The 21,391-nt window shown below is 69.3% G+C and carries 16 protein-coding genes; 2 read left to right on the forward strand and 14 right to left on the reverse strand.

All coding sequences use genetic code 11. The features are described 5' to 3' along the window. Positions 1–50: 50 nt before the first annotated feature. Both Q664_RS09200 and Q664_RS09205 read right to left on the reverse strand, forming a co-directional pair. The gene (locus Q664_RS09200) at positions 51–1,667 is read right to left on the reverse strand and encodes a hypothetical protein (protein WP_043392311.1); all 1,617 of its coding nucleotides are present in this window, start codon (positions 1,665–1,667) and stop codon (positions 51–53) included. A gap of 39 nt (positions 1,668–1,706) precedes the next feature. Beyond that, positions 1,707–2,642 carry a pirin family protein gene (locus Q664_RS09205; protein ID WP_152622005.1) on the reverse strand — a complete coding sequence of 312 codons (936 nt, stop codon included), beginning with the start codon at positions 2,640–2,642 and terminating at the stop codon, positions 1,707–1,709. A 49-nt stretch (positions 2,643–2,691) separates the two neighbouring features. On the opposite strand from Q664_RS09205, the gene Q664_RS09210 reads away from it, so the two are divergent. Beyond that, complete coding sequence (locus Q664_RS09210; RefSeq protein ID WP_043392313.1) at positions 2,692–3,231, forward strand: DUF1697 domain-containing protein; 540 nt, start codon at positions 2,692–2,694, stop codon at positions 3,229–3,231. Between the two features lie 119 nt (positions 3,232–3,350). Then, entirely contained in the window at positions 3,351–11,102 is a 7,752-nt protein-coding gene (locus tag Q664_RS56220) for an amino acid adenylation domain-containing protein (RefSeq protein WP_084609656.1), read from the forward strand. A 244-nt stretch (positions 11,103–11,346) separates the two neighbouring features. Here Q664_RS56220 and Q664_RS09220 read toward each other — a convergent pair whose 3' ends face one another. From Q664_RS09220 to Q664_RS09275, 12 genes are read right to left on the reverse strand one after another with little or no spacing between them, the layout of a single operon-like run. Continuing rightward, positions 11,347–12,753, reverse strand: coding sequence for a class I adenylate-forming enzyme family protein (locus Q664_RS09220; protein WP_043392316.1), 1,407 nt, complete (start codon positions 12,751–12,753; stop codon positions 11,347–11,349). Between the two features lie 2 nt (positions 12,754–12,755). Further along, complete coding sequence (locus Q664_RS09225) at positions 12,756–13,334, reverse strand: hypothetical protein (RefSeq protein ID WP_043392319.1); 579 nt, start codon at positions 13,332–13,334, stop codon at positions 12,756–12,758. Next, the gene (locus Q664_RS09230; protein ID WP_043392322.1) at positions 13,331–14,452 is read right to left on the reverse strand and encodes a beta-ketoacyl-[acyl-carrier-protein] synthase family protein; all 1,122 of its coding nucleotides are present in this window, start codon (positions 14,450–14,452) and stop codon (positions 13,331–13,333) included. Before Q664_RS09230 ends, Q664_RS09225 begins: the two co-directional genes overlap by 4 nt. Next, positions 14,446–14,940, reverse strand: a complete 495-nt coding sequence (locus Q664_RS09235) for a 3-hydroxyacyl-ACP dehydratase FabZ family protein (protein ID WP_043392325.1) — start codon at positions 14,938–14,940, stop codon at positions 14,446–14,448. Before Q664_RS09235 ends, Q664_RS09230 begins: the two co-directional genes overlap by 7 nt. Continuing rightward, positions 14,937–15,350 carry an acyl-CoA thioesterase gene (locus Q664_RS09240; protein WP_043392327.1) on the reverse strand — a complete coding sequence of 138 codons (414 nt, stop codon included), beginning with the start codon at positions 15,348–15,350 and terminating at the stop codon, positions 14,937–14,939. Before Q664_RS09240 ends, Q664_RS09235 begins: the two co-directional genes overlap by 4 nt. Next, complete coding sequence (locus Q664_RS09245; RefSeq protein WP_043392330.1) at positions 15,350–16,747, reverse strand: aminotransferase class III-fold pyridoxal phosphate-dependent enzyme; 1,398 nt, start codon at positions 16,745–16,747, stop codon at positions 15,350–15,352. Before Q664_RS09245 ends, Q664_RS09240 begins: the two co-directional genes overlap by 1 nt. Further along, a complete protein-coding gene (locus Q664_RS09250; protein ID WP_043392332.1) occupies positions 16,744–17,013 on the reverse strand; it encodes an acyl carrier protein in 270 nt (89 codons plus the stop codon). The genes Q664_RS09245 and Q664_RS09250 overlap by 4 nt, the downstream gene beginning before the upstream one ends. Before the next feature lie 25 nt (positions 17,014–17,038). Beyond that, positions 17,039–17,497, reverse strand: coding sequence for an aminoacyl-tRNA deacylase (locus tag Q664_RS09255; protein WP_043392334.1), 459 nt, complete (start codon positions 17,495–17,497; stop codon positions 17,039–17,041). Beyond that, on the reverse strand, positions 17,490–18,470 hold the full coding sequence (locus Q664_RS09260; RefSeq protein ID WP_043392335.1) for an NAD(P)H-quinone oxidoreductase: 981 nt from the start codon (positions 18,468–18,470) through the stop codon (positions 17,490–17,492). Before Q664_RS09260 ends, Q664_RS09255 begins: the two co-directional genes overlap by 8 nt. 5 nt (positions 18,471–18,475) lie before the next feature. Continuing rightward, the gene (locus Q664_RS09265; protein WP_043392338.1) at positions 18,476–19,006 is read right to left on the reverse strand and encodes a MaoC family dehydratase; all 531 of its coding nucleotides are present in this window, start codon (positions 19,004–19,006) and stop codon (positions 18,476–18,478) included. 33 nt (positions 19,007–19,039) lie between these two features. After that, a complete protein-coding gene (locus Q664_RS09270; RefSeq protein WP_043392340.1) occupies positions 19,040–20,272 on the reverse strand; it encodes an 8-amino-7-oxononanoate synthase family protein in 1,233 nt (410 codons plus the stop codon). A 58-nt stretch (positions 20,273–20,330) separates the two neighbouring features. Beyond that, entirely contained in the window at positions 20,331–21,179 is an 849-nt protein-coding gene (locus Q664_RS09275; RefSeq protein ID WP_043392342.1) for an HpcH/HpaI aldolase/citrate lyase family protein, read from the reverse strand. Positions 21,180–21,391 lie beyond the last annotated feature (212 nt).

The raw sequence follows: 21,391 nt of genomic DNA on the forward strand, positions 1-21,391 counted from the left end.
AATCTAATCCCCGCGGCGGCCCTGGGGAGACCCCACGGCCGCGAGCGTGCTCAACGGCACACTGGCCGCGAGGTGGCACCCGCGTTGGAGGCGAGGAGGCCGAGGAACTCGATCGCCTGGGGCTCCTGGCCACTGGACCAGAGCGCGGACTCCGCCCAGCACTGCACCCACGGGGTGCTCCAGTCCGCCGGGAGCGATTCGCACTGGCCCCGGCGCCAGGCGCCACGGGCCGCGGCATCCCGCTTCACCGCATCCACCACGTAGGGCGTGAGCTGCGCGACGAAGGCGTCCGCGTAGGACTGCTCGGTCGGAGGCACCAGCGGATCCGGCGAGAGCCCACCGGGCCGGAAACCCACGTGCTCCTCGTCCTGGAACCGCAGCGCCCCCTCGGCCCGCACGGGCTCGGTGGACCCCGGCGTGCTCGCCTGGAGCTTGAACCGGTAGTTCGACGACCAGTAGTAGGTCCACACCGAGTAGGTGAAGGTCTCGTACACGTCCTCCATCACCGTCTCGGGGGTGTTGGACAGATGGTCGCGCGCCGCCTCGAGCTCGCGGGAGCTGCTGTTGTAATCGTCAGAGGCCCTCCCGGCTTCGTCGCAGACGGTCTTCTTGTCCGGAGGCGGGGGGCAGCCCACGCAGCTCGCCTCGTGGACTTTGTCCGCGGCGCGCTCGCAGGCGCCTGACTTGTCCGCCTTCACCTTCCGGGCCTGCTCGAAAGCGCTCTCGGCGAGTTCGAGGCGCTCCCGGGCCTTGCGGTACTCGGGATTGCGGACCTCGCGCTTGCCACTGACATAATCCAGGGTGCGCACGTCCTCGGTGCTCGTCTGCACGGCGCGCTGGATGAGCGCATCCACCCAGACCTGGAAGACATCCGGCTGGCCAGCCACCGTTCCGGTGGACGCGCACCGCGCCCAGCCAGGCAGCGACGAGGCCATGCGCTCGCACAGGCCCGAGAGCCCGTTGGCGATCCGGGGAGACATCGAGCCGTCGAGGTGGGCCATGACGGGGATGGCGCTCTGGGCGTAGAAGCTCGAGCGGGCCGAGCCGATCCGGGAGGACGTCTCCGAGGACGGCGCGAGGCACTGCGCCGCGGACATCAGCACGGTGGAAGCACCATGCGCGTTCTCGCCCCGCGCGGTGGTGGCGAGCTCCACGAAGCGCGAGGACAACCCGGCCGCGCGATTGGTGCGCAGCGTCTGGAAGCTCGGGACGGGGAGCTGTTGGGCGCGCGACTGGAGACAGGCCAGTCCGGCCACCGCCGTGCCCACCGGCCCCTCCGGCTGCCATTGCGAGCAGCGCTGCACGTGGAGTTCGCTGGCCTTCTCGAGCAGCCCGTTGACCTCGATATGCTCGGGAATGAGGTCCTTGGCGTCCAGCAACGGAGGGAGGCACCGATCGAGCTCTCCCGCCTCGCACGGAGGACGGGCGGTCTCGAGGGCCACGCCCACCGCCTTCTTCGCGAAGATGGGGAAACGGCCACACGCGTCCTTGTCATCGGGAGCGGCTTGACAGGCCGAGCGGTAGGCGCGGGCGGCGGTCAGGAAGTCACCACGCACCGCCGCATCCTTGGCCTGGGCCATGGCTTCACGGTAGGCGGTGTTGCAACCACTCGCGGCGAGGAGGACGAGCAACGAGGAGAAACGCGAGAGCAGGGGATGGGTACGCATTGCCCGCCCATCCTAACGCCTACCAGGGGTGAATGGCTCTCACCCTTTGTCCAACACACCCCTCCGGTAGTCCTCGATGGCCCGGTGGATCTCCTCCTCGGTATTCATCACGAACGGGCCGCGCTGGACGATGGGCTCCCGGAGGGGCTTCGCCGCGGCGACGAGCACCGCGCTCCGCTGGCTCGGTGCATGGATGCGAAGCCGCTTGCCCGGGCTGAGGAGGGCGAGCTCGCCTGCTCTCACCGGCTTCGTCTTCGACTCCGGGCCGAAGCGAACCTCTCCGGTATGGACGAACGCGAAGGCCGTATGCCCTTCCGGCAGCTCGAGCTCGAAAGGCTGGTCATCCGCCAATGCCAGGGTGAAGAGGGTCGGCTGCGTCGGGCGCTCGCGCACGGGACCCGCGAGCCCGTTCGGCGCGCCGGAGATGACCCGGAGCCGGCTCCCCGAGGATGAGAGCACCGACTCGGCGAGCTGCTCCGGCCCGAGGTCCTGCCAGGCCGCCGGGCACATCTTCTCCTTCGCTGGCAGGTTGATCCAGAGCTGGAAGCCAGACATCAGCCCCTGGACCTGCTCGGGCATCTCGGAGTGGATGATGCCGCGCCCCGCCGTCATCCACTGCGAGCCTCCGCCCCGGATGAGCCCCGAGTTCCCCCGGCTGTCCCGATGGCGCATGTGGCCATCCAGCATCACCGTCACCGTCTCGAAGCCGCGGTGGGGATGGGACGGGAAGCCGGCGATGTAGGCGTTCGGGTCGTCCGAGTGGAAGCGGTCGAGCATCAGGAACGGATCGAGGTTCCGCAGTGCGGGCTGGCCGATGACACGCGTCAACCGCACGCCCGCGCCGTCCGTCGCCGGGATGCCCGCCAGGGTCCGCACCACGGTCCGGTCGGACGTGGGGATGTACGCGCATCCCGCCGCCAGGGACACCGAGGCCAGCATCGAATCGCGGAGGAACTGTCGGCGCGTCGTTCTCATGGGCTCCGGGATGATAGCGCAGGTCACGCGTGTGCTAGGACTCGCGGCCATGCCCAGGTATGTCGCACTGCTGCGCGGAATCAACGTCGGTGGGAACAAGAAGGTCCCCATGGCCCAGCTCCGCGAGCTGATGGAAGGGCTCGGCTACACCGGGGTCGCCACCCTGCTCCAGAGCGGCAACGCCGTGTTCACCTGCAAGGAGAAGAACCCGGCCAGGGTCGGCACGCAGCTCGAGGCGGCCATCGTCAAGGAGTTCGGCTTCGAGGTCTCCGTCATCCTCCGGACGAGGGACGAGCTGGAAGCGGTGATCAAGGCCAACCCCCTGACCGGCGCCGAGGACGCCCCCTCCCGGTTCCTGGTGACGTTCCTGTCCGAGGCGCCGGAGCCGAAGCGCTTCGCGCAGTTCGACCCGGCGGACTACCTGCCGGACGAGTTCCGCCTGTCCGGACGGGAGATCTACGCCCGGTTCCCGAATGGCATCGGGAACTCGAAGCTGGCCACCGTGCTCAGCGGGACGCGCCTGGGCGTCATCCAGACCGCCCGCAACTGGAGCACCGTCACGAAGCTCCTGGAGCTCGCCGACGGCTGAGCGGGGGGCCTCCGCCGGGACATCGATGTAGGCAGGGCCCGGAGTGAAGGGGGGATGTCCTCTCCGCTCACCGCTCCGCTATTCTCCGCCCCGTCCTTCAACGAGAGACGGAACCCGAGATGACGCCAGTTCCCCGCCCCGAGGCCACGGCAGCCCGCCCTTCTTCGACTTCCGACGAGGCCCGAGTCGTTCCCGCCTCTCTCGCCCAGCGGCGCCTGTGGCTCATGGACCAGCTCGAGCCAGGCACCTCCTTCTACAACCTGTCCACCTCGCTGAGGCTGCCGGGCGCCCTCGACGTCGCCGTGCTCGAGCGCAGCCTGGATGAGCTCCTCCGCCGTCACGAGGCGCTCCGCACCACCTTCGCCTCCGTCGATGGGACGCTCATCCAACGGATTGCTCCCCCGCGGCCCTTCTCCCTGTCCATCATCGACCTGCGCCACCTGCCTCCCGCGGACCGCGAGGCCGAGGCCTCACGCCTGGCCGCCCAGGAGGCAGGCGGGCCCTTCGAGCTCTCCACCGGTCCCCTCATCCGGGGCACCCTGCTGCGGCTCGGCGAGCAGGAGCACCAGCTCCTCCTCACGCTCCACCACATCATCTCCGACGTCCACTCCCTGGGTGTGCTCCTGCGCGAGCTCCGGACGATCCACGCCGCGCTCTCCGCCGGCCAGCCCTCGCCCCTCCCCGAGCCCTCCACCCGGTACGAGAACTTCGTCCGCTGGCAGCAGGAGGCCCTTCATGGTGGGGCCGTGGAGCGGCTCCTCACCTATTGGAGGAAGCAGCTCGCCGGAATCCCCACCATCCTCGAGCTGCCCACGGATCGCCCTCGGGGCACCGTCCAGGCGCTGCGGCGCGCCAGCCATTCCGTGACGCTCCCCGTGTCCCTCACCCGGGGCCTGGAGGCACTCGCCCAGCGTGAGGACGCCACGCTGTTCATGACGCTCCTGGCTGGATTCAGCACCCTCCTCCACCGCTACTCCGGCCAGGAAGACGTCGTCATCGGCACCTCTGTCGCCGGCCGCACCCGGCCCGAGCTGGAGAACGTCGTTGGCCTCGTCGCCAACACGCTCGCCCTGCGCAACAACCTGTCGGGCAACCCTCGTTTCGTGGAGCTGCTCGCTCGCGTGCGCGAGGTCACGCGCGGCGCCCTCGCCCATCAGGAGCTTCCCTTCAAAACGCTGGTCGATGACCTCCAGCCCGAGCGCAACCTCGGCCACGCGCCCATCTTCCAGGTGATGTTCGACCTGCGGGACGAGCTCACGGCCGGCGATGGGACTCGGGTGTTCGCCAGGACGTCCAGGAACGACCTGACGCTGTTCATGGCCAGGACGGCCGACGGCCTGAGCGCCACCTTCGAGTACGACACCGACCTGTTCGACGCCGAGCGCATCCAGCGCATGGCCGGCCACTTCCAACTGCTGCTGGAGGCCGCTGTCGCCCAGCCCTCCCAGCCCATCTCCTCGCTCCCGCTCCTCACCGGGGCCGAGTGGCAGACCCTGCGCGAGTGGAACTCCGCCACCTTCGACTTCCCTCGTGACCGGTGCGTCCACGAGGTCTTCTCCGAGCAGGCCGCCCGTACGCCCGACGCTCCCGCCGTCACCTACGGCCCGAGATCCTTCACCTATCGCGAGCTCGACGAGCGCTCCAACCAGCTCGCCCACCACCTGCGCTCCCAGGGTGTCGGTCCCGAGGTCCTCGTCGGCCTGTGCGTCGATCGCTCCGTGGACCTCATCCTGGGCATCCTGGGCATCCTCAAGGCGGGCGGTGCCTACCTGCCCCTGGATTCCGCCTACCCCGCCGAGCGTCTGGCCTTCATGCTCGAGGACGCCAGCGTCAGCGTGCTGCTCGTCCACCAGGACAAGCTCCGGCGCCTGCCGCCCTTCTCCGGGCCCATCGTCCGCCTCGACTCCAACTCGGACCTGGACGCCATCGGCCGCGAGTCCACCCAGCCTCCGCCCCCCACCGCCTGCGCCGACAACCTCGCCTACGTCATCTACACCTCCGGCTCCACCGGCAGGCCCAAGGGCAGCGCCATCTACCACCGCACCATCTTCGCGCTCTCCTACGACAGGAGCCTCCAGCCCTTCGCTCCGGGGCAACGCGTCGCCCAGACCTCCAACATCTCCTTCGACCCCAGCGTCTTCGAGATCTGGGGCGCGCTGCTGCACGGCGCCCACCTCATCGGCATGACCGCCGACCCCGCTCGTGCGCCCGAGGACTTCACGGCCCAGGTGCGTGACCAGAACATCACCGTCATGTTCTGCAGCACGGCGGTGCTCAACCTCCTGGCCCGCCAGTACCCGGCGACCTTCCAGAACGTCCACGCCCTCTTCTTCGGTGGCGAGGCGGCGGACCCCGTCGCCCTGCGCGAACTCTTCAAGCACGGCCCTCCGCGCCGGCTGGTCAACGGCTACGGCCCCACCGAGTGCACCGTCTTCTCCACCTACCACGACGTCGACACGTCGCCGCCCGCCGGCCAGTCCGTTCCCATCGGCCGGCCCCTGGCCAACGGTCCCCTCTACATCCTCGACAAGCACCTGCAGCAGGTCCCCGTCGGCGTGCCCGGGGAGATCTACGTCGCCGGTGAGCGTCTGGGCCGCGGCTACTTCAACCGTCCCGAGCTCACCGCCCGCATCTACGTGCCCGACCCCTTCAGCTCCAGCCCGGGTGCCCGCATGTACAAGACGGGTGACCTCGCGCGCTTCCTGCCCGACGGCCGCATCGAGTACCTGGGCCGTATCGACCACCAGGTGAAGATTCGCGGCTTCCGCGTGGAGCTGGGTGAAATCGAGGAGCAGCTGCGCCTGCACTCCGGCGTCAAGGACTGCACCGTCCAGGCCGTCGAGGCCGGCGGAGACCGGAAGATCGCCGCCTGGTTCATCCCCCACGAGCACGCGGCTCCCACCCCGTCCGAGCTGCGCTCCTTCCTGCGCGAGCGTCTGCCGGAGCACATGCTGCCGGCCTCCTTCACCGTCCTCTCCGCGCTGCCGCTCACGCCCAACGGCAAGGTGGACCGCCGCGCCCTGCCCGCTCCCGACACCCGCGGAGACGAGAGCAACCATCAGCCTCCGAGCACCCCCACCGAGAAGACCCTGTCCCAGCTCTGGAGCTCGCTGCTGGAGCTGGAGCAGGTCAGCATCCACGACAACTTCTTCCACCTCGGTGGCCACTCGCTGCTCGCCACCCAGCTCCTCACCCGCGTCAACGAGACGTTCCGCCTCCAGCTCCCCCTGCGCCGCATCTTCGAGGCCCCGACCCTCGCGCTCCAGGCGGAGGTCATCGAGTCCGCCCTGCGCAGCGGCTCGGCGGAGCTGCGCCCGGAGCTGCGGCCCATCGCCCGCGCCGGCGACCTCCAGATCTCCTCCACCCAGGAGCGGATCTGGCTCATGGAGCAGCTCCACCCCGGCAACCTCGCCTACCGGATCCTCGTCTCCTACCGCATCACCTCGCCGCTCGACGTCGCCGTGCTCCAGCGCAGCCTGGATGAGATCCTCCGCCGGCACGAGGCGCTCCGCACCCTCCTCGTCGCCACCGGCAACGGAGCACCCGTCCAGCGGATCGCTCCTCCTGGACCCTTCGCCCTGGTCGTCAACGACCTGAGCCACCTGCCCCCCGAGGAGCGCGAGGCCGAGGCCTCCCGCCAGTCCTTCGTGGAGCTCCATCGGACGCTCGACGTCACCACCGGCCCGCTCATCCACGGGACCCTGCTGCGGCTCGGCGAGCAGGAGCACCAGTTCCTCCTCACGGTCCACCACATCGTCTCCGATGGCTGGTCCCTGCGCGTGCTCATGCCCGAGCTGCGCACCATCTACGGGGATTTCGCCGCGGGCCGGCCCTCGTCCCTCCCCGAGCTCCCCCTCCAGTACGCCGACTTCGCCGCCTGGCAGCGGCAGTGGCTCAACGGCGAGACCCTCGAGAAACTGCTCGCCTACTGGAAGAAGCAGCTCGCCGGAGCCCCGGCCATCCTCTCGCTGCCCACGGACCGTCCGAGGCCTCCCGTCCACCGCTACAAGGGCGACATCCTGACCATCCACCTGGGCGAGCCGCTCACCCGGGCCATCGAGGCGCTCTGCCGCGAGCGGGGCGTCACGCTGTTCATGACGCTCCTCGCCGGCTTCAATGTCCTGCTCCAGCGCTACTCGGGCCAGGAGGACATCGTCGTCGGCGCCCCCATGGCTGGCCGCATCCAGCCCGGGCTCGAGCGCATCATTGGCATGTTCATCAACACGCTCGTCCTGCGCAGCGACCTGTCGGGTGACCCGACCTTCGTGGAGCTGCTGACTCGCGTGCGAGAGACAACCCTCGGCGCCTACTCGAACCAGGAGATGCCCTTCGAGAAGCTGGTCGAGGACATCCAGCCGGAGCGCAGCCTCAGCCACTCGCCGATCGTGCAGGTCTCGTTCGTGCTGCAGACGGTGCCCACGCTGGAGCCGGATCCGTCCGCCACGCTGCAGATGACCGCCACCGCGGAGCCGTGGGAGCTGCGCAGCGGCTCGTCCAAGAGCGACCTGACGCTGTTCATGGCCAGGTACCCCGAGGGCCTGAGCGCCACCTTCGAGTACGACACCGACCTGTTCGACACCGAGCGCATCCAGCGCATGGCCGGCCACTTCCAGCTGCTGCTGGAGGCCATCGTCGCCCAGCCCACCCAGCCCATCTCGTCGCTCCCGCTCCTCACCGAGGCCGAGCGGAACACCCTGCGCGAGTGGAACTCCGGCACCTGCGACTTCCCGCGCGACCGGTGCGTCCACGAGCTCTTCTCCCAGCAGGCCGCCCGTACCCCGGACGCCCCCGCCGTCACCTACGGCCAGCACTCGCTCACCTACCGCCAGCTCGACGAGCGCTCCAATCAGCTCGCCCGCCACCTGCGCACGCTCGGCGTCGGCCCCGAGGTCCTCGTCGGCCTGTGCGTCGAGCGCTCCGTGGATCTCGTCGTGGGCATCCTCGGCATCCTCAAGGCGGGCGGTGCCTACCTGCCCCTGGATTCGTCCTACCCCTCCGAGCGTCTGGCCTTCATGCTCCAGGACGCGAGCGTCAGCGTGCTGCTCGTCCACCAGGACAAGCTCCAGCGCCTGCCCGCCTTCTCCGGGCCCATCGTCCGCCTCGACTCCGGCGCGGACCCGGAAGCCATCCGCCGCCAGTCCTCCGAGCCGCTGCCTCCCGCCGCCTGCCCCGACAACCTCGCCTACGTCATCTACACCTCCGGCTCCACCGGCAGGCCCAAGGGCAGCGCCATCTTCCACCGCGGCATCTGCGCGCTCTCCTACGACAGGGACTTCCACCCCTTCTCTCCGGCGGACCGCGTCGCCCAGGCCTCCAACGCCTCGTTCGACCCCAGCACCTTCGAGATCTGGGGAGCCCTGCTGCACGGCGCGCACCTCGTCGGCATCACCGCCGACCCCGCGCGTGCTCCCGAGGACTTCACGGCCCAGGTGCGTGACCAGGGCATCACCGTCATGTTCGTGACCACGGCGGTGCTCAACCTCCTGGCCCGCCAGTTCCCCGCCACCTTCCAGAACGTCCACACGCTCGTCTTCGGTGGCGAGGCCGCGGATCCCCTGGCGCTGCGGGAGATCTTCGTGCACGGGCCTCCGCGCCGGCTGGTCAACGGCTACGGCCCCACCGAGTGCACCGTCTTCTCCTCCTTCCACCACGTCGCCACGCCGCCTCCCACCGGCGCTCCCGTGCCCATCGGCCGGCCCCTGTCCAACGGCCCGCTCTACATCCTCGACAAGCACCTGCAGCAGGTCCCCGTCGGCGTGCCCGGTGAGCTCTACGTCTCCGGCGAGCGTCTGGGCCGCGGCTACTTCAACCGCCCCGAGCTCACCGCCCGCATCTACCTGCCCGATCCCTTCAGCTCCCGCCCGGGTGCCCGCATGTACAAGACGGGCGACCTCGCGCGCTTCCTGCCCAATGGCCGCATCGAGTACCTGGGCCGAATCGATCACCAGGTGAAGATTCGCGGCTTCCGCGTGGAGCTGGGCGAAATCGAGGAGCAGCTGCGCCTGCACCCGGGCGTCAAGGAGTGCACCGTGCAGGCCGTGGAGGTCGGTGGAGACCGCAAGCTCGCCGCCTGGTTCGTTCCTCGCGAGCAGGCTCCCGCCTCGTCCGAGCTGCGTGCCTTCCTGCGCGAGCGCCTGCCGGAGCACATGCTCCCGGCCTCCTTCACCGAGCTCGCCGCCCTGCCGCTCACGCCCAACGGCAAGGTGGACCGCCGTGCCCTGCCCTCGGCCGAGCCCACGCGGGGCGACGAGCACACGTACGCCGCTCCGCGCACTCCCACCGAGGAGGCCCTGTGCGCTCTCTGGGCGGCCCTGCTGGAGGTGGCGCGCGTCGGCATCCACGACAACTTCTTCCACCTCGGCGGCCACTCGCTGCTCGCCACCCAGCTCCTCTCCCGGATCCGGGTCGAGTTCGGGGTGCAGTTGCCACTCCGGGTGTTGTTCACGGGTCCCACGGTGGCCGAGCTGGCGCAGCACCTCGGCGAGCGGCCGGGACAGGTGGTTCCCACCGTGGAGCTCCAGCGTCCGATTCCCCCGATGGTCCACGCCCCTCGTGGCGGCACGCTCCCGGTGTCCTTCACCCAGGAGCGCTTCTGGCGCTTCTTCCAGCGCGCCCCCGAGTCCAGCGCCTACAACATCCCCTGCGCGTTCCGGCTGCGGGGCCGGGTGGATCCCCGCGCCATCCGGGGCGCCTTCCAGGCCCTCATCGCCCGGCACGAGTCCCTGCGCGCCACCTTCTTCGAGGAGGAGGGCCGCCCGAGGCAGCGGATCGCCGACTCGGTCGACTTCCAGCTGCGGGAAGTGGATCTGCGCGGGCGGGAGAACGGCGAGAACGAGGCCCGGAAGCACATGGCGGAGGGAGCCGCACGCCCGTTCGAGCTGACGCGCGGGCCGCTGCTGCACGCCTCGCTGCTGCGGCTGGAGGAAGAGGATTACCTGCTGTTCTTCTGCGTGCACCACATCGCATCGGACGGCTGGTCCATGGGCGTCATGGCCCGCGAGCTGGGCGCGCTGTACTCGGCCCTGGCCGAGGGCCTCGAGCCCGAGCTCCCGCCGCTGCGCTTCCAGTACCCGGACTACGCGTCCTGGCAGCGGAGCTGGCTGGCCGGTGAGGAGCTGGAGCATCGGCTCGGGTACTGGAGGAAGGCGCTCGCGGGCGCGCCCACGTTGCTGGAGCTGCCCACGGACAAGCCGAGGCCTCCCACCCGGACCTTCCAGGGCACCTACCGCGAGGTGATCCTCGGCAAGGAGCGCAGTGCCGCGCTGCATGCGCTCTGCCAGCAGGAGCGGGTGACGCCGTACATGGCGCTGCTGTCGGCGCTCGGCACCGTGCTGGCGCGGCGCTCGGGCCAGGAGGAAGTGGTGATCGGCTCGCCCATCGCGAACCGGCTCCTGTCGGAGTTCGAGTCGCTCATCGGCATCTTCGTCAACGGGCTGGCGCTGCGCGTGGATCTGCGGGGCACTCCGGGCTTCCGCGAGCTGCTGCGGCGGGTGCGCGAGGAGACGCTGGGAGCCTTCGCGCACCAGGAGGTGCCCATCGACCTGGTGGCGGGAGCGCTGATGCCGCAGCCTCCGGCGAACCGCTCGCCCCTCTTCCAGGTGATGTTCGTCCTGCAGAACGCCCCGGAGTCGCCGCTGGAGATGAAGGGGCTCAAGGTGCAGCCGTACGCGGTGGACCGCGGCAACGTCACCTACGAGCTCGCGCTGTCGCTGCAGGAGACGGAAGAGGGGTTCGCCGGCGTGCTGGAGTTCAACACCGACCTGTTCGCCCCGGCGACTGGCGAGAGCCTGCGTGCGGAGTGGATCCGCTTGCTGGACGCCGTGCTGGCGAATCCGGAGCTGCCGGTGGGCCCGGGCATGCGGGAGGTGTGACAGTTCCCACTGTCCTCAATTGTCCCCAACTGTCCCCTCTCCCTCCGGGAGAGGGTCAGGGTGAGGGTATCGGGGCCCACGGGTTGAACCCGTGTGGATGCGAACCCGAGTCCACGAGATACCCTCACCCCGTCCCTCTCCCGAGGGGAGAGGGGAAATGGCCGCTGTGAAATGGCCGCGGTGAAATGGCCGCGGTGAAATGGCCGCGGTGAAATGGCCGTTGTGAAACGGCAGCGGTGACGACCTACTTGTGCAGCGAGGTCGTGGCCTCGTCCGCGGAGACGACCTGGATGCGCCGTGGGCGCTCCGCGATCCGCAGGAGGCGCGCGAGCTCTCCGGCCAACTGCTCGGTGGGGCTCGGCGTGCCCGCCACCGTCAGCACCATCTCGTAATCATCCCCCTCCGAGCCGGAGATGATCTGCGTACGCGCGGTAATCACTCCCGGGAGCGTCGTGGCCAGGCGGCGGACCGAGGCCATGCAGATCTTCTCGCCGCCCTTCACGAGGAAATCCGAGAACCGCCCCTGGAAGTACAGGTACCCATCGGCGTCGATCTCGAACCTATCTCCAGTGGCCAGCACTCCGGGGCCGCGCAGGGCCAGGAGCTTCTCACCCTCCACGAAGCCGATCCGGCGCTTCATCACCGTGTCCGAGGACACGATGAGCTCCTTGTGCCCACCGGGAGAGCGGGGAGACAGCGACACCTGGACGCCCGGCAGCGGCAGACCCACCGAGGCGAAACGGTGCTGCGGCTCCGCATGGGCCGCGAGCGTCGCGACACGGGGCCCGGCCTCCGAGAGGCCATAGGTGAGGTACAGCTCGCCCCTGGGCCGCAGGCGGACCAACTGGGCCACGTGCTCCGGGGAGAGCACGTCCCCGCCGACACCCAGACAGCGCATCTCCTCGGGGAAGGGCCCGCCGTGCTGGAGGAGCGAGCGCACCAGGAGCGGCGTCAGGGCGGAAACAGTGATGCCGCGCTCGGCCAGGATCCGCAGGTACGAGGCGGGCTGGAACGGAGGCCCCCGGATGATGAGGTCCGCGCCCCGCAGCAGCGAGGCGAAGGCCTGCGCCACCATCGAGTACGAGTAATACAGCGGCAGGTCCACCAGCACCCGGTCCCCCGCGCGCAACCCGACGGCATCGGCATGCCGGAGCGCATTGCGGAAGAGCATCTCGAGGTCGAACACACAACCGCTGGCGAAGCCCGAGGTGCCGGACGTCAGCAGCACCATCTCCCCGGGCTGCGCACCCGGAGGCAGCGCATCGGAGAACAGGGCCACCTCGGCCCTGCCCAGGGAGAAACGCTCCACGTCCTGGGCCTGGGGAGCCGGGCGGCGCATGGCCACCAGCGCGCGAGCCGGGAGCGCCTCCACGAGCGACTGCTGCCGGGAAGCCGGTGCGGACGGGGACACCAGCGCGGGCACGCCCCGGGCGAGCAGGATGCCGAACACATGGGCCAGCAGTCCGGCACCATTCGGGAGGGCCACGAGGACGACATCTCCCGGTCGCAGGCCATGCGCCCGCCACGAGGCGGCGAGCTGCTCCACCGAGTGCTCCAGGGGCCCGGAGTCGGTCAGGTCCTGGATACGGTCCAGGAACCCCTGAACGGAAGACAGGGACACACCAGCCAGGGCAGCGGGCGATTCGTTCATGGTCACGAGGCTCGAGGAAGGAGGGTCCGTACGACGAGCTCCGGGGCGACGCCCGGTCCTGTTCCCCGGGTGAGCACGACACAGCCGGCGTGCGGCGGTCCCCCGGGGATGGAGGCCGCGGTTCCGATGAGCGCGTAGTCGACGACGCCGCGCGAGAGCCACGAGGCGGAGAGCGCCAGGGCAACGCCCACGCCGTCCTGCACGGGCAGGGTCAGGGCGAGCGTCGGCCCCCGGAGGCCGTGGACGATGCAGGCCAGGCCGGCGGGCGCGCTCGGGGTGGACGAGGGAAAACGGATGGGAGAGGCGAAGCCGCGCTGCGCCTCGCTGGCGACCTGGGCCATGGCCTCGCGCGGCCCCTCGGGACCCAACTGAATCAGCGAGCACCGGTCCGTCGCGGACTGGAAGCCCTCGCCCAGGGGCGCCGTGGCCTCGCCGATGGCGAGCACCAGGGCCCAGGCCATGGGGTCCGCGTACCGCACGGTCGTCTTCACCCGCGCCGCGTACGGGTTGGGCGCGTCCCCACGCACCACCGCGCTGCCAGACAGCACGAGCGCGCTCTCTCCAGGAACGGGCTGGCTCATCGCGGCACCTCGAAGACGAGGGAGGTATCGAAACCTCCGAATCCGAGCGTCAGGCTCAAGCCGAACCGGGCCTGATGGTGGACCGGCTTGCCCACCGGAAGAGGACAGGGGAAGTCGGGGTCCGGCTGCTCCAGGCCGACGACGGGGGGAACCACGCCCTCACGCAGCCCGAGGATGAGCGCGATGGCCTCCAGCGCGCCGGTGGCACCCAGGCTGTGCCCGAAGGCCCCCTTGGTGGCGAACACGAGCGGGCACGCGCCCGTGCTGAAAACAGCCCGGAACGCCTCCGCCTCCGCCCGGTCGTTGAGCGGGGTCGCCGAGCCATGCGCGTTGATGAGCCCGATGTCCCCGGGAGTCAGCCCCGCGTCCGTGAGGGAGCGGGAGATGGCGAACCGTGCGCCGGCGGCGGACGGATCCGGAGACGTCATGCTCGCCGCGTCGTTGGCCGAGCCAGCGCCCCGGAAGACGGCGAACACCGGAGCCGAGCGGGCCCGGGCATGCGCCATGGACTCGAGCACGAGGAATCCCGCCCCCTCGCCGAGCAGCATGCCGTCATGGCCCTGGTCGAAGGCGCGCAGCCGCGTGGGAGACATGGTGGAGAGCGCCGAGTGCGCCAGCCGCTTGCTGTGGGCGAGCACGTCCACACCGCCGCAGACACACACCTCGGCGATACCGGAGCGGATGAGCTCCGCGCCCACGAGGATGGCATCCGCGCCCGAGGAGCAGGCGGTGGAGATGGCAATGGGCGGAGTGGTCGAGCCCACCGTGCGCGCGACCTCCTCCACCCAGGCGTGGAGCGGACCCTCCCGCTCCTGCGCATCATCGAGATACGCGCCCAGGCTGGTTCCCAGCACCAGACGCGTCTTGTCACCACCCGTCGCCAGACCGGCCTCGGACAGGGCACGGCCCAGCGTCTCCACCGCCAGACGGCGCAGGCGGATCGCGGGGGCGTCCTCCGAGGGGCGGACCACCGCGGCCAGCCCGTTGCGCAGACGATGAGGAGATGGGACCTCGACGAAGCCGTGCTCACCGGCCAGCAGCCGGCGCCACACCTCGTCGAGCCCATTGCCGAGCGCCGTGCTCCACGCGGCGCCGGTCACGGCGACGGGCGCTACCATAGAGGCGAACCCAGATCCGAGACCTTGGTGCGGACCAGACTGGCGCGGAACGCCGCCACGCGGTTGCCGTCCACCGTCATCTTGCCGGAGTACTGGAACATGTTGCCCACCAGGCGGTTGGCCGTGATGCGCAGCACGATCTGGTCTCCCGGCACGACGACCTTGAAGAAGCGCGAGTCCACCGAGCCAATCAACGTCAGCTCGTCCTCGGCCAGCATGGACGTGCTCATCTGGTAGAGGATGATGCCCGCCTGGGCATTGGCCTGCATGAGGTTGCTGCCCGGGTAGATGGCGCGCTCGGGGAAGTGGCCCGCGATGCAGTCCACGTTGCCCGAGATGGAGATGAGCGCCTCGAGGAACTTGCCGGGCTCATGGTCCGTGATGCGATCCAGGAGGATCATCGGGTGGCGGTGCCGCAGCCACTGGCGCAAGGCGGTGAAGCCCAGGGGCTTGGGCTGACGGACTTCGTTCGCGGGCGCGGCGCTCACGGGGACGGGGCCTGCTGCAGCGCGGCCTTCAGGTTTTCCGGGATGCATACGGGTGCTCCACTCTCATGGTTGACGACGGCCAGATCCAGACTGCCGGAGGCGAGCAACAGGGGCTCGGGCCCGGTGCCCTCGCGGTAGACCTTCACCACGACCTTGAGGCTCGCGGGCCCCACGTTCTCCAGGGCCGGGACGAGCAGCAGCCCGTCCCGGAAGCGCGCGGCGTTGCGGTAGGTGATGCGCAAATCCCGCACGCGCAGCTCGAGCCCTTGTGCCTCGAACACGCCGAGCCCGGCGCCCCGGTGCTCCAACTCATCCAGCGCCGCCGTCTCCATCAGCGAGGCGTAGCGGGAGAAGTGGACGACGCCGGCGGCATCGGTGTCGACGTGCTCGACGCGGTGACGCACCTCCATTACGCGCCCCCCTCGGCGAACTTCCGGACGCCCTTCTGGATGCGCGCGACCAGCTCGCGCAGGTCATCCGCGCCCGCGATGAGGGGCGGAGCGATACGCATGGCGGGGAACGTGTAGCGCAGCCCGTGCGAGCGCTTGCCCGCGCCGGCCATGAACTCCACGAAGACGCCGGACTCGATGAGCCGGGTGCGCAGCTTCGTGAGGCCGCCCGCGGACTTATCGGTCAGCTCGATGCCGTTCATGTAGCCCAGGCCGCGGACCTCGCGGAACAGCTCGGGGAAGACATCCACCACGTCCTGCTTCAGCCGGCCGCGCAGCTCCTCGCCCAGGGGACCGGCGCGCTCGATGAGCCGCTCCTCCACCAGGAACTTGAGGCCAGAGCGCAGCACCGCGCTGGTGAGGGGCCGCAGGTCCGACGTGGACACCGCGCCGCTGGAGCGGACGGACAGCTCGCGCCGGGCGATGACCATGGACGTGGAGACGACCCCCATGCCGAGGCTCTTGCCGATGACGGTGATGTCGGTGGGGATGGGCCCCTGCTCGTCCGTCATGCCGAAGAACTGGCCCGTCTTGGCGAAGGTGAGCACCTCGTCGGCCACGAGGAGCACCTCGTGCTCACGGCAGAGCGCGGCCAGCCGCCGCAGGTAGCCGGGAGGAGGCACGATGATGCCGCCATCACCCTGGACGGGCTCGACAAAGACGGCGGACAGCTTGCTGCCGTTCTCCGCGAAGAAGCGCTCGAGGATCTCCGGCTCGGCGTACGGCAGGAAGGACACGTCCAGGCCGTAGGGAGCCTCGGTGCTCGGCGCGGGCAGGCCGATGCGGTAGTGACGGCGGTTGAGCAGGCTGAGCAGGCCACCGGTCCACCCGTGCCAGGCGCCCTCGAAGGCGAGGATGGTCCGCCGGCCCTCACGGCCCGCCTTCGGCGACAGCCGGCGCCGGTCGAAGCTGGTCTCCAGCACCAGCCGCAGCGCGAGCTCCAGGCCCTCGGAGCCGGAGTTGCGGCCGCTCGCGTGGTACTGGTCGCCCGGGAAGCGGTCCGCCCAGAGTCCACCCGGGCCGAACAGCTCCTCCAGCAACTGCACGCGCGCCAGCGAGCCCAGCTCGTCCGTGACGTAGCCGGTGCTCTCCAGGCCTTCGCGCAGCGCCTGCTGCATGCGGGGGTGACCGGCGCCCAGACAGGCGCTGGCGTAACCGCCGCTCGCATCCATCACCTCCAGCACCAGACCCGCGTCCGGACCCTCGAGCGGCACCATGTGCTGCACGAGCCCGCGCGCCTGGAGACAGGAGAACGGCAGCCGCCCACCGGCATAGTGGTCCATCTGCAGCGCCATGCCGGCGCGCAGCCGCTCCACGTCCTGCGGGCTCAGCTTCTCACCCACGGCGGGCACCTTCATTTCGCGACCCCCTGCGCCGTCTGGAGGTTCGAGATGAGCGACGCGAGCTGGTTGACGGTCCGGAAGCTGTCCGCGTTGAAGTCCTCATCGGAGATGCGGATCTTGAACTGGTCCTCGCAGATGACGCGCAGCTCGAGGAAACCCACCGAGTCCAGGCCGATGACGGACTGCAGACCATCATCCAGGCCGATCTGATCCTCGGGAAGCTCCACGAAGAGGTTGGTGACCAGGATCTTCTTGATGCTCGATGTCAGCGCTTCGTTCATGGTGTGCGAATCCTCGCTTGGGGAGTTACCGGCTCACGCACCCGAGGGTGCCCTTCGTCACGCGCAACAGCTCCTGGGGCCGGATCCGGAGCAACAGCTCGGGACGGCCGCCACCGCCGTACCCCTCGGGGTACTGGAGCACCGCCTCATCGAGGATGACGCGGAGGGGCTTGGGGTAACCCAGTGGCGGAGTGCCGCCGGGAGGATACCCCGTTTCCTGGAGGGCGAGCTCCTCGCTGGCGAACGCCACCTTGGCGCACCCCGCCACGCGGGCCACGGCCTTGAAGTCCACGCGCTTGTCGCCCGGCAGTACGGCCACCAGCACCTCGCCCGTGTCCGCGCGGAGCACCAGCGACTTGAAGATGCCGCCCACCGGAATGCCGAGCTGCTGCGCCGCGGCATCCGCCGTCTTCATGGGAACCTGGAGCTCGATGAGCTGCGCGTCCACGCCCTCGCGCGCCAGGAAGTCTTTCAAATCAACCATGGCTCAGAACGATCTTCCCGATGTTGCGGTTGGCTTCCATCTCCGCCTGGGCCTCCGAGAACCGCTCCAGCGGATACTCCGCGTGAACCACGGGACGCAGCTGCCCCCGGTCGAGCACCTCCAGCCAACGCCGGCGGAAGTGCGCGTTCACCTGGCGCTTCTCGTTCATCGGCCGCAGCCGCAGCGACGAGCCCTTGATCTGCAACCGGCGCTGCACGACCCGCAGCAGGTCCAACCCGGCCGACATTCCGTCCAGCAGCCCCACCACCACGAGGCAGCCCTCGTGCTTGAGCAGGGACAGGTTTCGCTCCAGGTACGCGCCCCCGATGAAGTCCATCACCAGCTCGACGCCCTCGCCGCCGGTCAGCCGCATCACCTCGCGCGCGAAGTCCTGCTCCTTGTAGAGGATGGCCTCATCCGCCCCGATGGCGCGCAGGGCCTCCACCTTCTTCTGGGAGCCCACGGTGCAGTACGCGGTGGCCCCGATGTGTTTGATCATCTGCACCATGGTGGTGCCGATGCTGCTGGCGCCCGCGTGGACGAGCACCGTGTGTCCGGGCTGGAGCCCACCCAGGGTGAACAGCGTCTCGTTGGCCGTCAGGAAGGACTCCGAGGTGGCCGCGGCCTCGCGGAAGCCGAAGGACCCGGGGACGGGGTTGGCCATGCCCTGGTCGAGCAGGCAGTAGTCGGCGAACGCGCCGCCCTCCACCACGCCGTAGACGCGCTGTCCCCGGACGAAGCCCTTCACGTTCTCCCCCCAGTCCTCCACCGTGCCGGCGATCTCCACGCCGGGGATGGCCGACTGGCCCTCGGGCACCTTGTAGATGCCCTGGCGCTGGAGGATGTCCGCGCGGTTGAGCGCACTGGCGTGCACCTTCACCAACAGCAGGTCGCCCGTGGCCACCGGCTTGGGGACCTCGCGCAGCTTCACCACCTCGGGCCCGCCAGGGCCCTCGTAGACAATGGCTCGCATGGTGCTCAGTACCCCGCCTTTTCCTCGACACCCTTCTCGCGGGTTGGCACGAGGAAGCTGCGCTCGAACGAGAGGAACTTCTCACCCGTCGACTTGAGGCCCACCGTCTCGCAGGTGATGATCCCCTCGCCCGGGCGCTTCTCGGAGAGCCGCTTCGCCAGGATGCGGCTCTCCGCGTAGAGGGTGTCCCCCGCGAAGACGGGATGCGTGAGGCGGATTTTATCCCAACCGAGGTTGGCCACGGCCCGGCCGCTCGTGCTGCGCACGCTCATGCCGCACACGATGCTGAACGTCACCAGCGAGGAGATGAGGGGCTTGCCCCACTGCGTCTCCTCGCAATACGCCGCGTCGATGTGGAGCGGTGACGGGTTCATGCTCAGCAGGTTGAAGAGGAGGTTGTCGGCCTCCGTCACCGTCCGGCCAGGACGGTGCTCGAAGACATCCCCCACGGTGAAGTCATCGAAGTAGAAGCCAATGACCTCCCGGTACCGCTGCGGTCCGACCTGCTTGTATCCCGTGATGCCGGTGCCATCCATGAGGGCTCGTCCTCGCGCCGCCGAGGGCGGTGATCAGAAGTTGGCGACGATGTCCTTGACCGTGGCGCAGAAGGCGCGGACCTGCTCCAGCTCCATGTCGGCGCGCAGCATGAGGCGCACGCCCGCCTCGCCCTTGGCGACGATGGGGAAGAACACCGCCGAGCAGTAGTAGCCCCGCTTGTACAACTCCTTGGACAGCTTGACGGCCTTCTCCTCCTCGCCCACCTGGAGCAGGCGCACGGGCATGCCATTGCCGGCCTGCTTCGTGGGGAACTCCTTGTCGAAGCACTCGATGTTGCGTTGCAGCTTCTCCTGGAGCTGCCCCAGCTCGGGCGAGCGGTGCAGCGCGATGCTCGCCAGCGAGGCGCCGATGGAGGGAATCTGCATGTTCTGCGACCAGGCCAGCGGACCGCCGTTGCGGTTGACGAAGTCGAAGATCTTGTCGCTGCCCAGCATGGCCACGCCACCGGACGCACCGAACGCCTTGGCCAGCGAGGCGACGATGAGCGTCAGCGGGTTCATCTTGATGCGCGAGCGCACGTAGCCCTCACCGTTCTTGCCGGTGATGGACAGCGAGTGCGAGTCGTCGAAGTAGAGGAAGAGCCCGTAGCGCTCCTGGAGCTGGAGCAGCCCCTCGAGCGCGGTGAGTCCTCCCATGGAGTAGGCGCCATCGGCCACGTAGGCCACGCGCGGGTACTTCTTGCAGACGTCCTCCAGGAAGTTGAGATCGTTGTGGGGGCTCGTCAGCACCAGGCTCTCATCGCCGCAGATGGGCTTGATGTAGGCCATGGAGAAGTGACAGAAGCGGTCGAACACCATGACGCGCGGCTTGCCATCCTCGGTGAGGTGGCCCGAGGCGATCAGCGGCAGGATGCCGGCGGACAGCGCGCTGCACGTGGCGCCGAGCACCGCCGGGCCGCCGTAGAGCGAGCTCAGCTCCTCCTCCAGGCGCACCAGCAGGTTCGGCCGGATGCGCACGGTGGACAGGGACAGGCTGGTGGTGCCGCACTCCTTCAGCGCGTCGATGGCGCCCTGGAGGATCTTCGGGTGGTGGTTGAGCCCGAGGTACGAGCACGAGCACAGCACCATGAACTCATGGTTGTGCTGCCGGTCGATGAGCCGGTTGTTGGAGTCGAAGTCCACCTTGATGCCGATGAGCCCGTCCTCGGCGGCGCGCAACCAACCGCGGTCGCCCAGGGCGATCATCTTCTCGTTGTTGCGGTACTGCCGGGGGCCCAGGACATTCTGGGCAGTGCTCGACTCCATGGAGACTCCTCTCACGGGTTGGCTGACGTAGGTGTGGTGCTGCCAGGGTGCGCGGGGCTCAGCCCTCGCGATTGCCGAACTCCTCGAGCATCCGCCGGGCGGCCTCGATGAACGGGGTCCCCATCATGGTCCCATCCACGACGGCGATGTTGAAGTCCTTGGCCTGGCTCTCGGCGAGGATCTTCCGGGCCTTCGCCAGCATGCGCTCGTCCGGGGAGAAACCGGGCTGGATGATCTCAATCTGCCCCGGGTGGATGGCCACCTTGCCGCTGAAGCCCATGTTCCTGGCGAGCGAGACCTCGCGGCGCAGCTCCTCCACGTTGGGGATGTCGAAGAACGGCGAGTCGATGACGTGCAGGTTGGCGGCACGCGCGGCGGTGACGAGCCGCGCACGCGCGTAATACAGGGGCTCCCAGGCCAGGGACGCTCCGATGTTGAAGGAGAAGTCCGCCGAGCCGAAGACGAAGCCCTTGAGCCGCGGCGTGGCGCGGGAGATGGCGTCGACGTTCTCGATGCCGCGGGCGGTCTCCACCAGCGCGAGCAGGTCCACCTGGGCACACTCGGGGCCGAGCACCTGCTCGACGATCTCCAGGTCCCGCGGAGACTCCGTCTTGGGCAGCATGATGACATCCGGCTTGGAGGCGTAGTCGCGGATGGCGAGCAGGTCGCGCATGCCCTCGGGCTTGGTGATGGAGTTGATGCGGATGGCCCGGCGGCCGGACGCGGTGCGCGGCGCGGTGAAGAAGGCCTCCGCCTTGCTCCGCGCGGCGTCCTTGAAGGGCGCGGCCACCGAGTCCTCCAGATCCACCAGGGACATGTCTGCACCGGACTGCTGCCCCCGGGCGAACCGCTCGACCGCCAGCGCCGGAGTGAACAGGATGGAGCGGCAATACGTGGTGAATCTCATGGCTGCCTCCGAGGGTGAGAGGACTGCCCTCCGCCTTGCCCGCCCCCAGGGCAGGAGCCGCCGGAGAATACGCGGTGCGGTGGTTACCGGGCATTCGTTGAATTGCCGACTATCTGGCTACCCTTCATTTCGCGCGGCGTCAAGGACACCCAAAGCCCCATTCAGGCGCGTCCACCCCGTGACGTATTGATATAATTTTACACTTCGGCTCC

Origin of the sequence: Archangium violaceum Cb vi76 (genome assembly GCF_000733295.1) — a bacterium.
Lineage (GTDB): Bacteria > Myxococcota > Myxococcia > Myxococcales > Myxococcaceae > Archangium > Archangium violaceum.

What these genes read in the sequence shown, in the direction of transcription:
- Q664_RS09245 (WP_043392330.1), bottom strand. Translation starts at nt 16,747, where the DNA reads ATGAAGGTGCCCGCCGTGGGTGAGAAGCTGAGCCCGCAGGACGTGGAG.
- Q664_RS09270 (WP_043392340.1), bottom strand. Translation starts at nt 20,272, where the DNA reads ATGGAGTCGAGCACTGCCCAGAATGTCCTGGGCCCCCGGCAGTACCGC.
- Q664_RS09210 (WP_043392313.1), top strand. Translation starts at nt 2,692, where the DNA reads ATGCCCAGGTATGTCGCACTGCTGCGCGGAATCAACGTCGGTGGGAAC.
- Q664_RS09205 (WP_152622005.1), bottom strand. Translation starts at nt 2,642, where the DNA reads ATGAGAACGACGCGCCGACAGTTCCTCCGCGATTCGATGCTGGCCTCG.
- Q664_RS56220 (WP_084609656.1), top strand. Translation starts at nt 3,351, where the DNA reads ATGACGCCAGTTCCCCGCCCCGAGGCCACGGCAGCCCGCCCTTCTTCG.
- Q664_RS09255 (WP_043392334.1), bottom strand. Translation starts at nt 17,497, where the DNA reads ATGGTTGATTTGAAAGACTTCCTGGCGCGCGAGGGCGTGGACGCGCAG.
- Q664_RS09260 (WP_043392335.1), bottom strand. Translation starts at nt 18,470, where the DNA reads ATGCGAGCCATTGTCTACGAGGGCCCTGGCGGGCCCGAGGTGGTGAAG.
- Q664_RS09240 (WP_043392327.1), bottom strand. Translation starts at nt 15,350, where the DNA reads ATGGAGGTGCGTCACCGCGTCGAGCACGTCGACACCGATGCCGCCGGC.
- Q664_RS09275 (WP_043392342.1), bottom strand. Translation starts at nt 21,179, where the DNA reads ATGAGATTCACCACGTATTGCCGCTCCATCCTGTTCACTCCGGCGCTG.
- Q664_RS09265 (WP_043392338.1), bottom strand. Translation starts at nt 19,006, where the DNA reads ATGGATGGCACCGGCATCACGGGATACAAGCAGGTCGGACCGCAGCGG.
- Q664_RS09250 (WP_043392332.1), bottom strand. Translation starts at nt 17,013, where the DNA reads ATGAACGAAGCGCTGACATCGAGCATCAAGAAGATCCTGGTCACCAAC.
- Q664_RS09220 (WP_043392316.1), bottom strand. Translation starts at nt 12,753, where the DNA reads ATGAACGAATCGCCCGCTGCCCTGGCTGGTGTGTCCCTGTCTTCCGTT.
- Q664_RS09225 (WP_043392319.1), bottom strand. Translation starts at nt 13,334, where the DNA reads ATGAGCCAGCCCGTTCCTGGAGAGAGCGCGCTCGTGCTGTCTGGCAGC.
- Q664_RS09200 (WP_043392311.1), bottom strand. Translation starts at nt 1,667, where the DNA reads ATGCGTACCCATCCCCTGCTCTCGCGTTTCTCCTCGTTGCTCGTCCTC.
- Q664_RS09230 (WP_043392322.1), bottom strand. Translation starts at nt 14,452, where the DNA reads ATGGTAGCGCCCGTCGCCGTGACCGGCGCCGCGTGGAGCACGGCGCTC.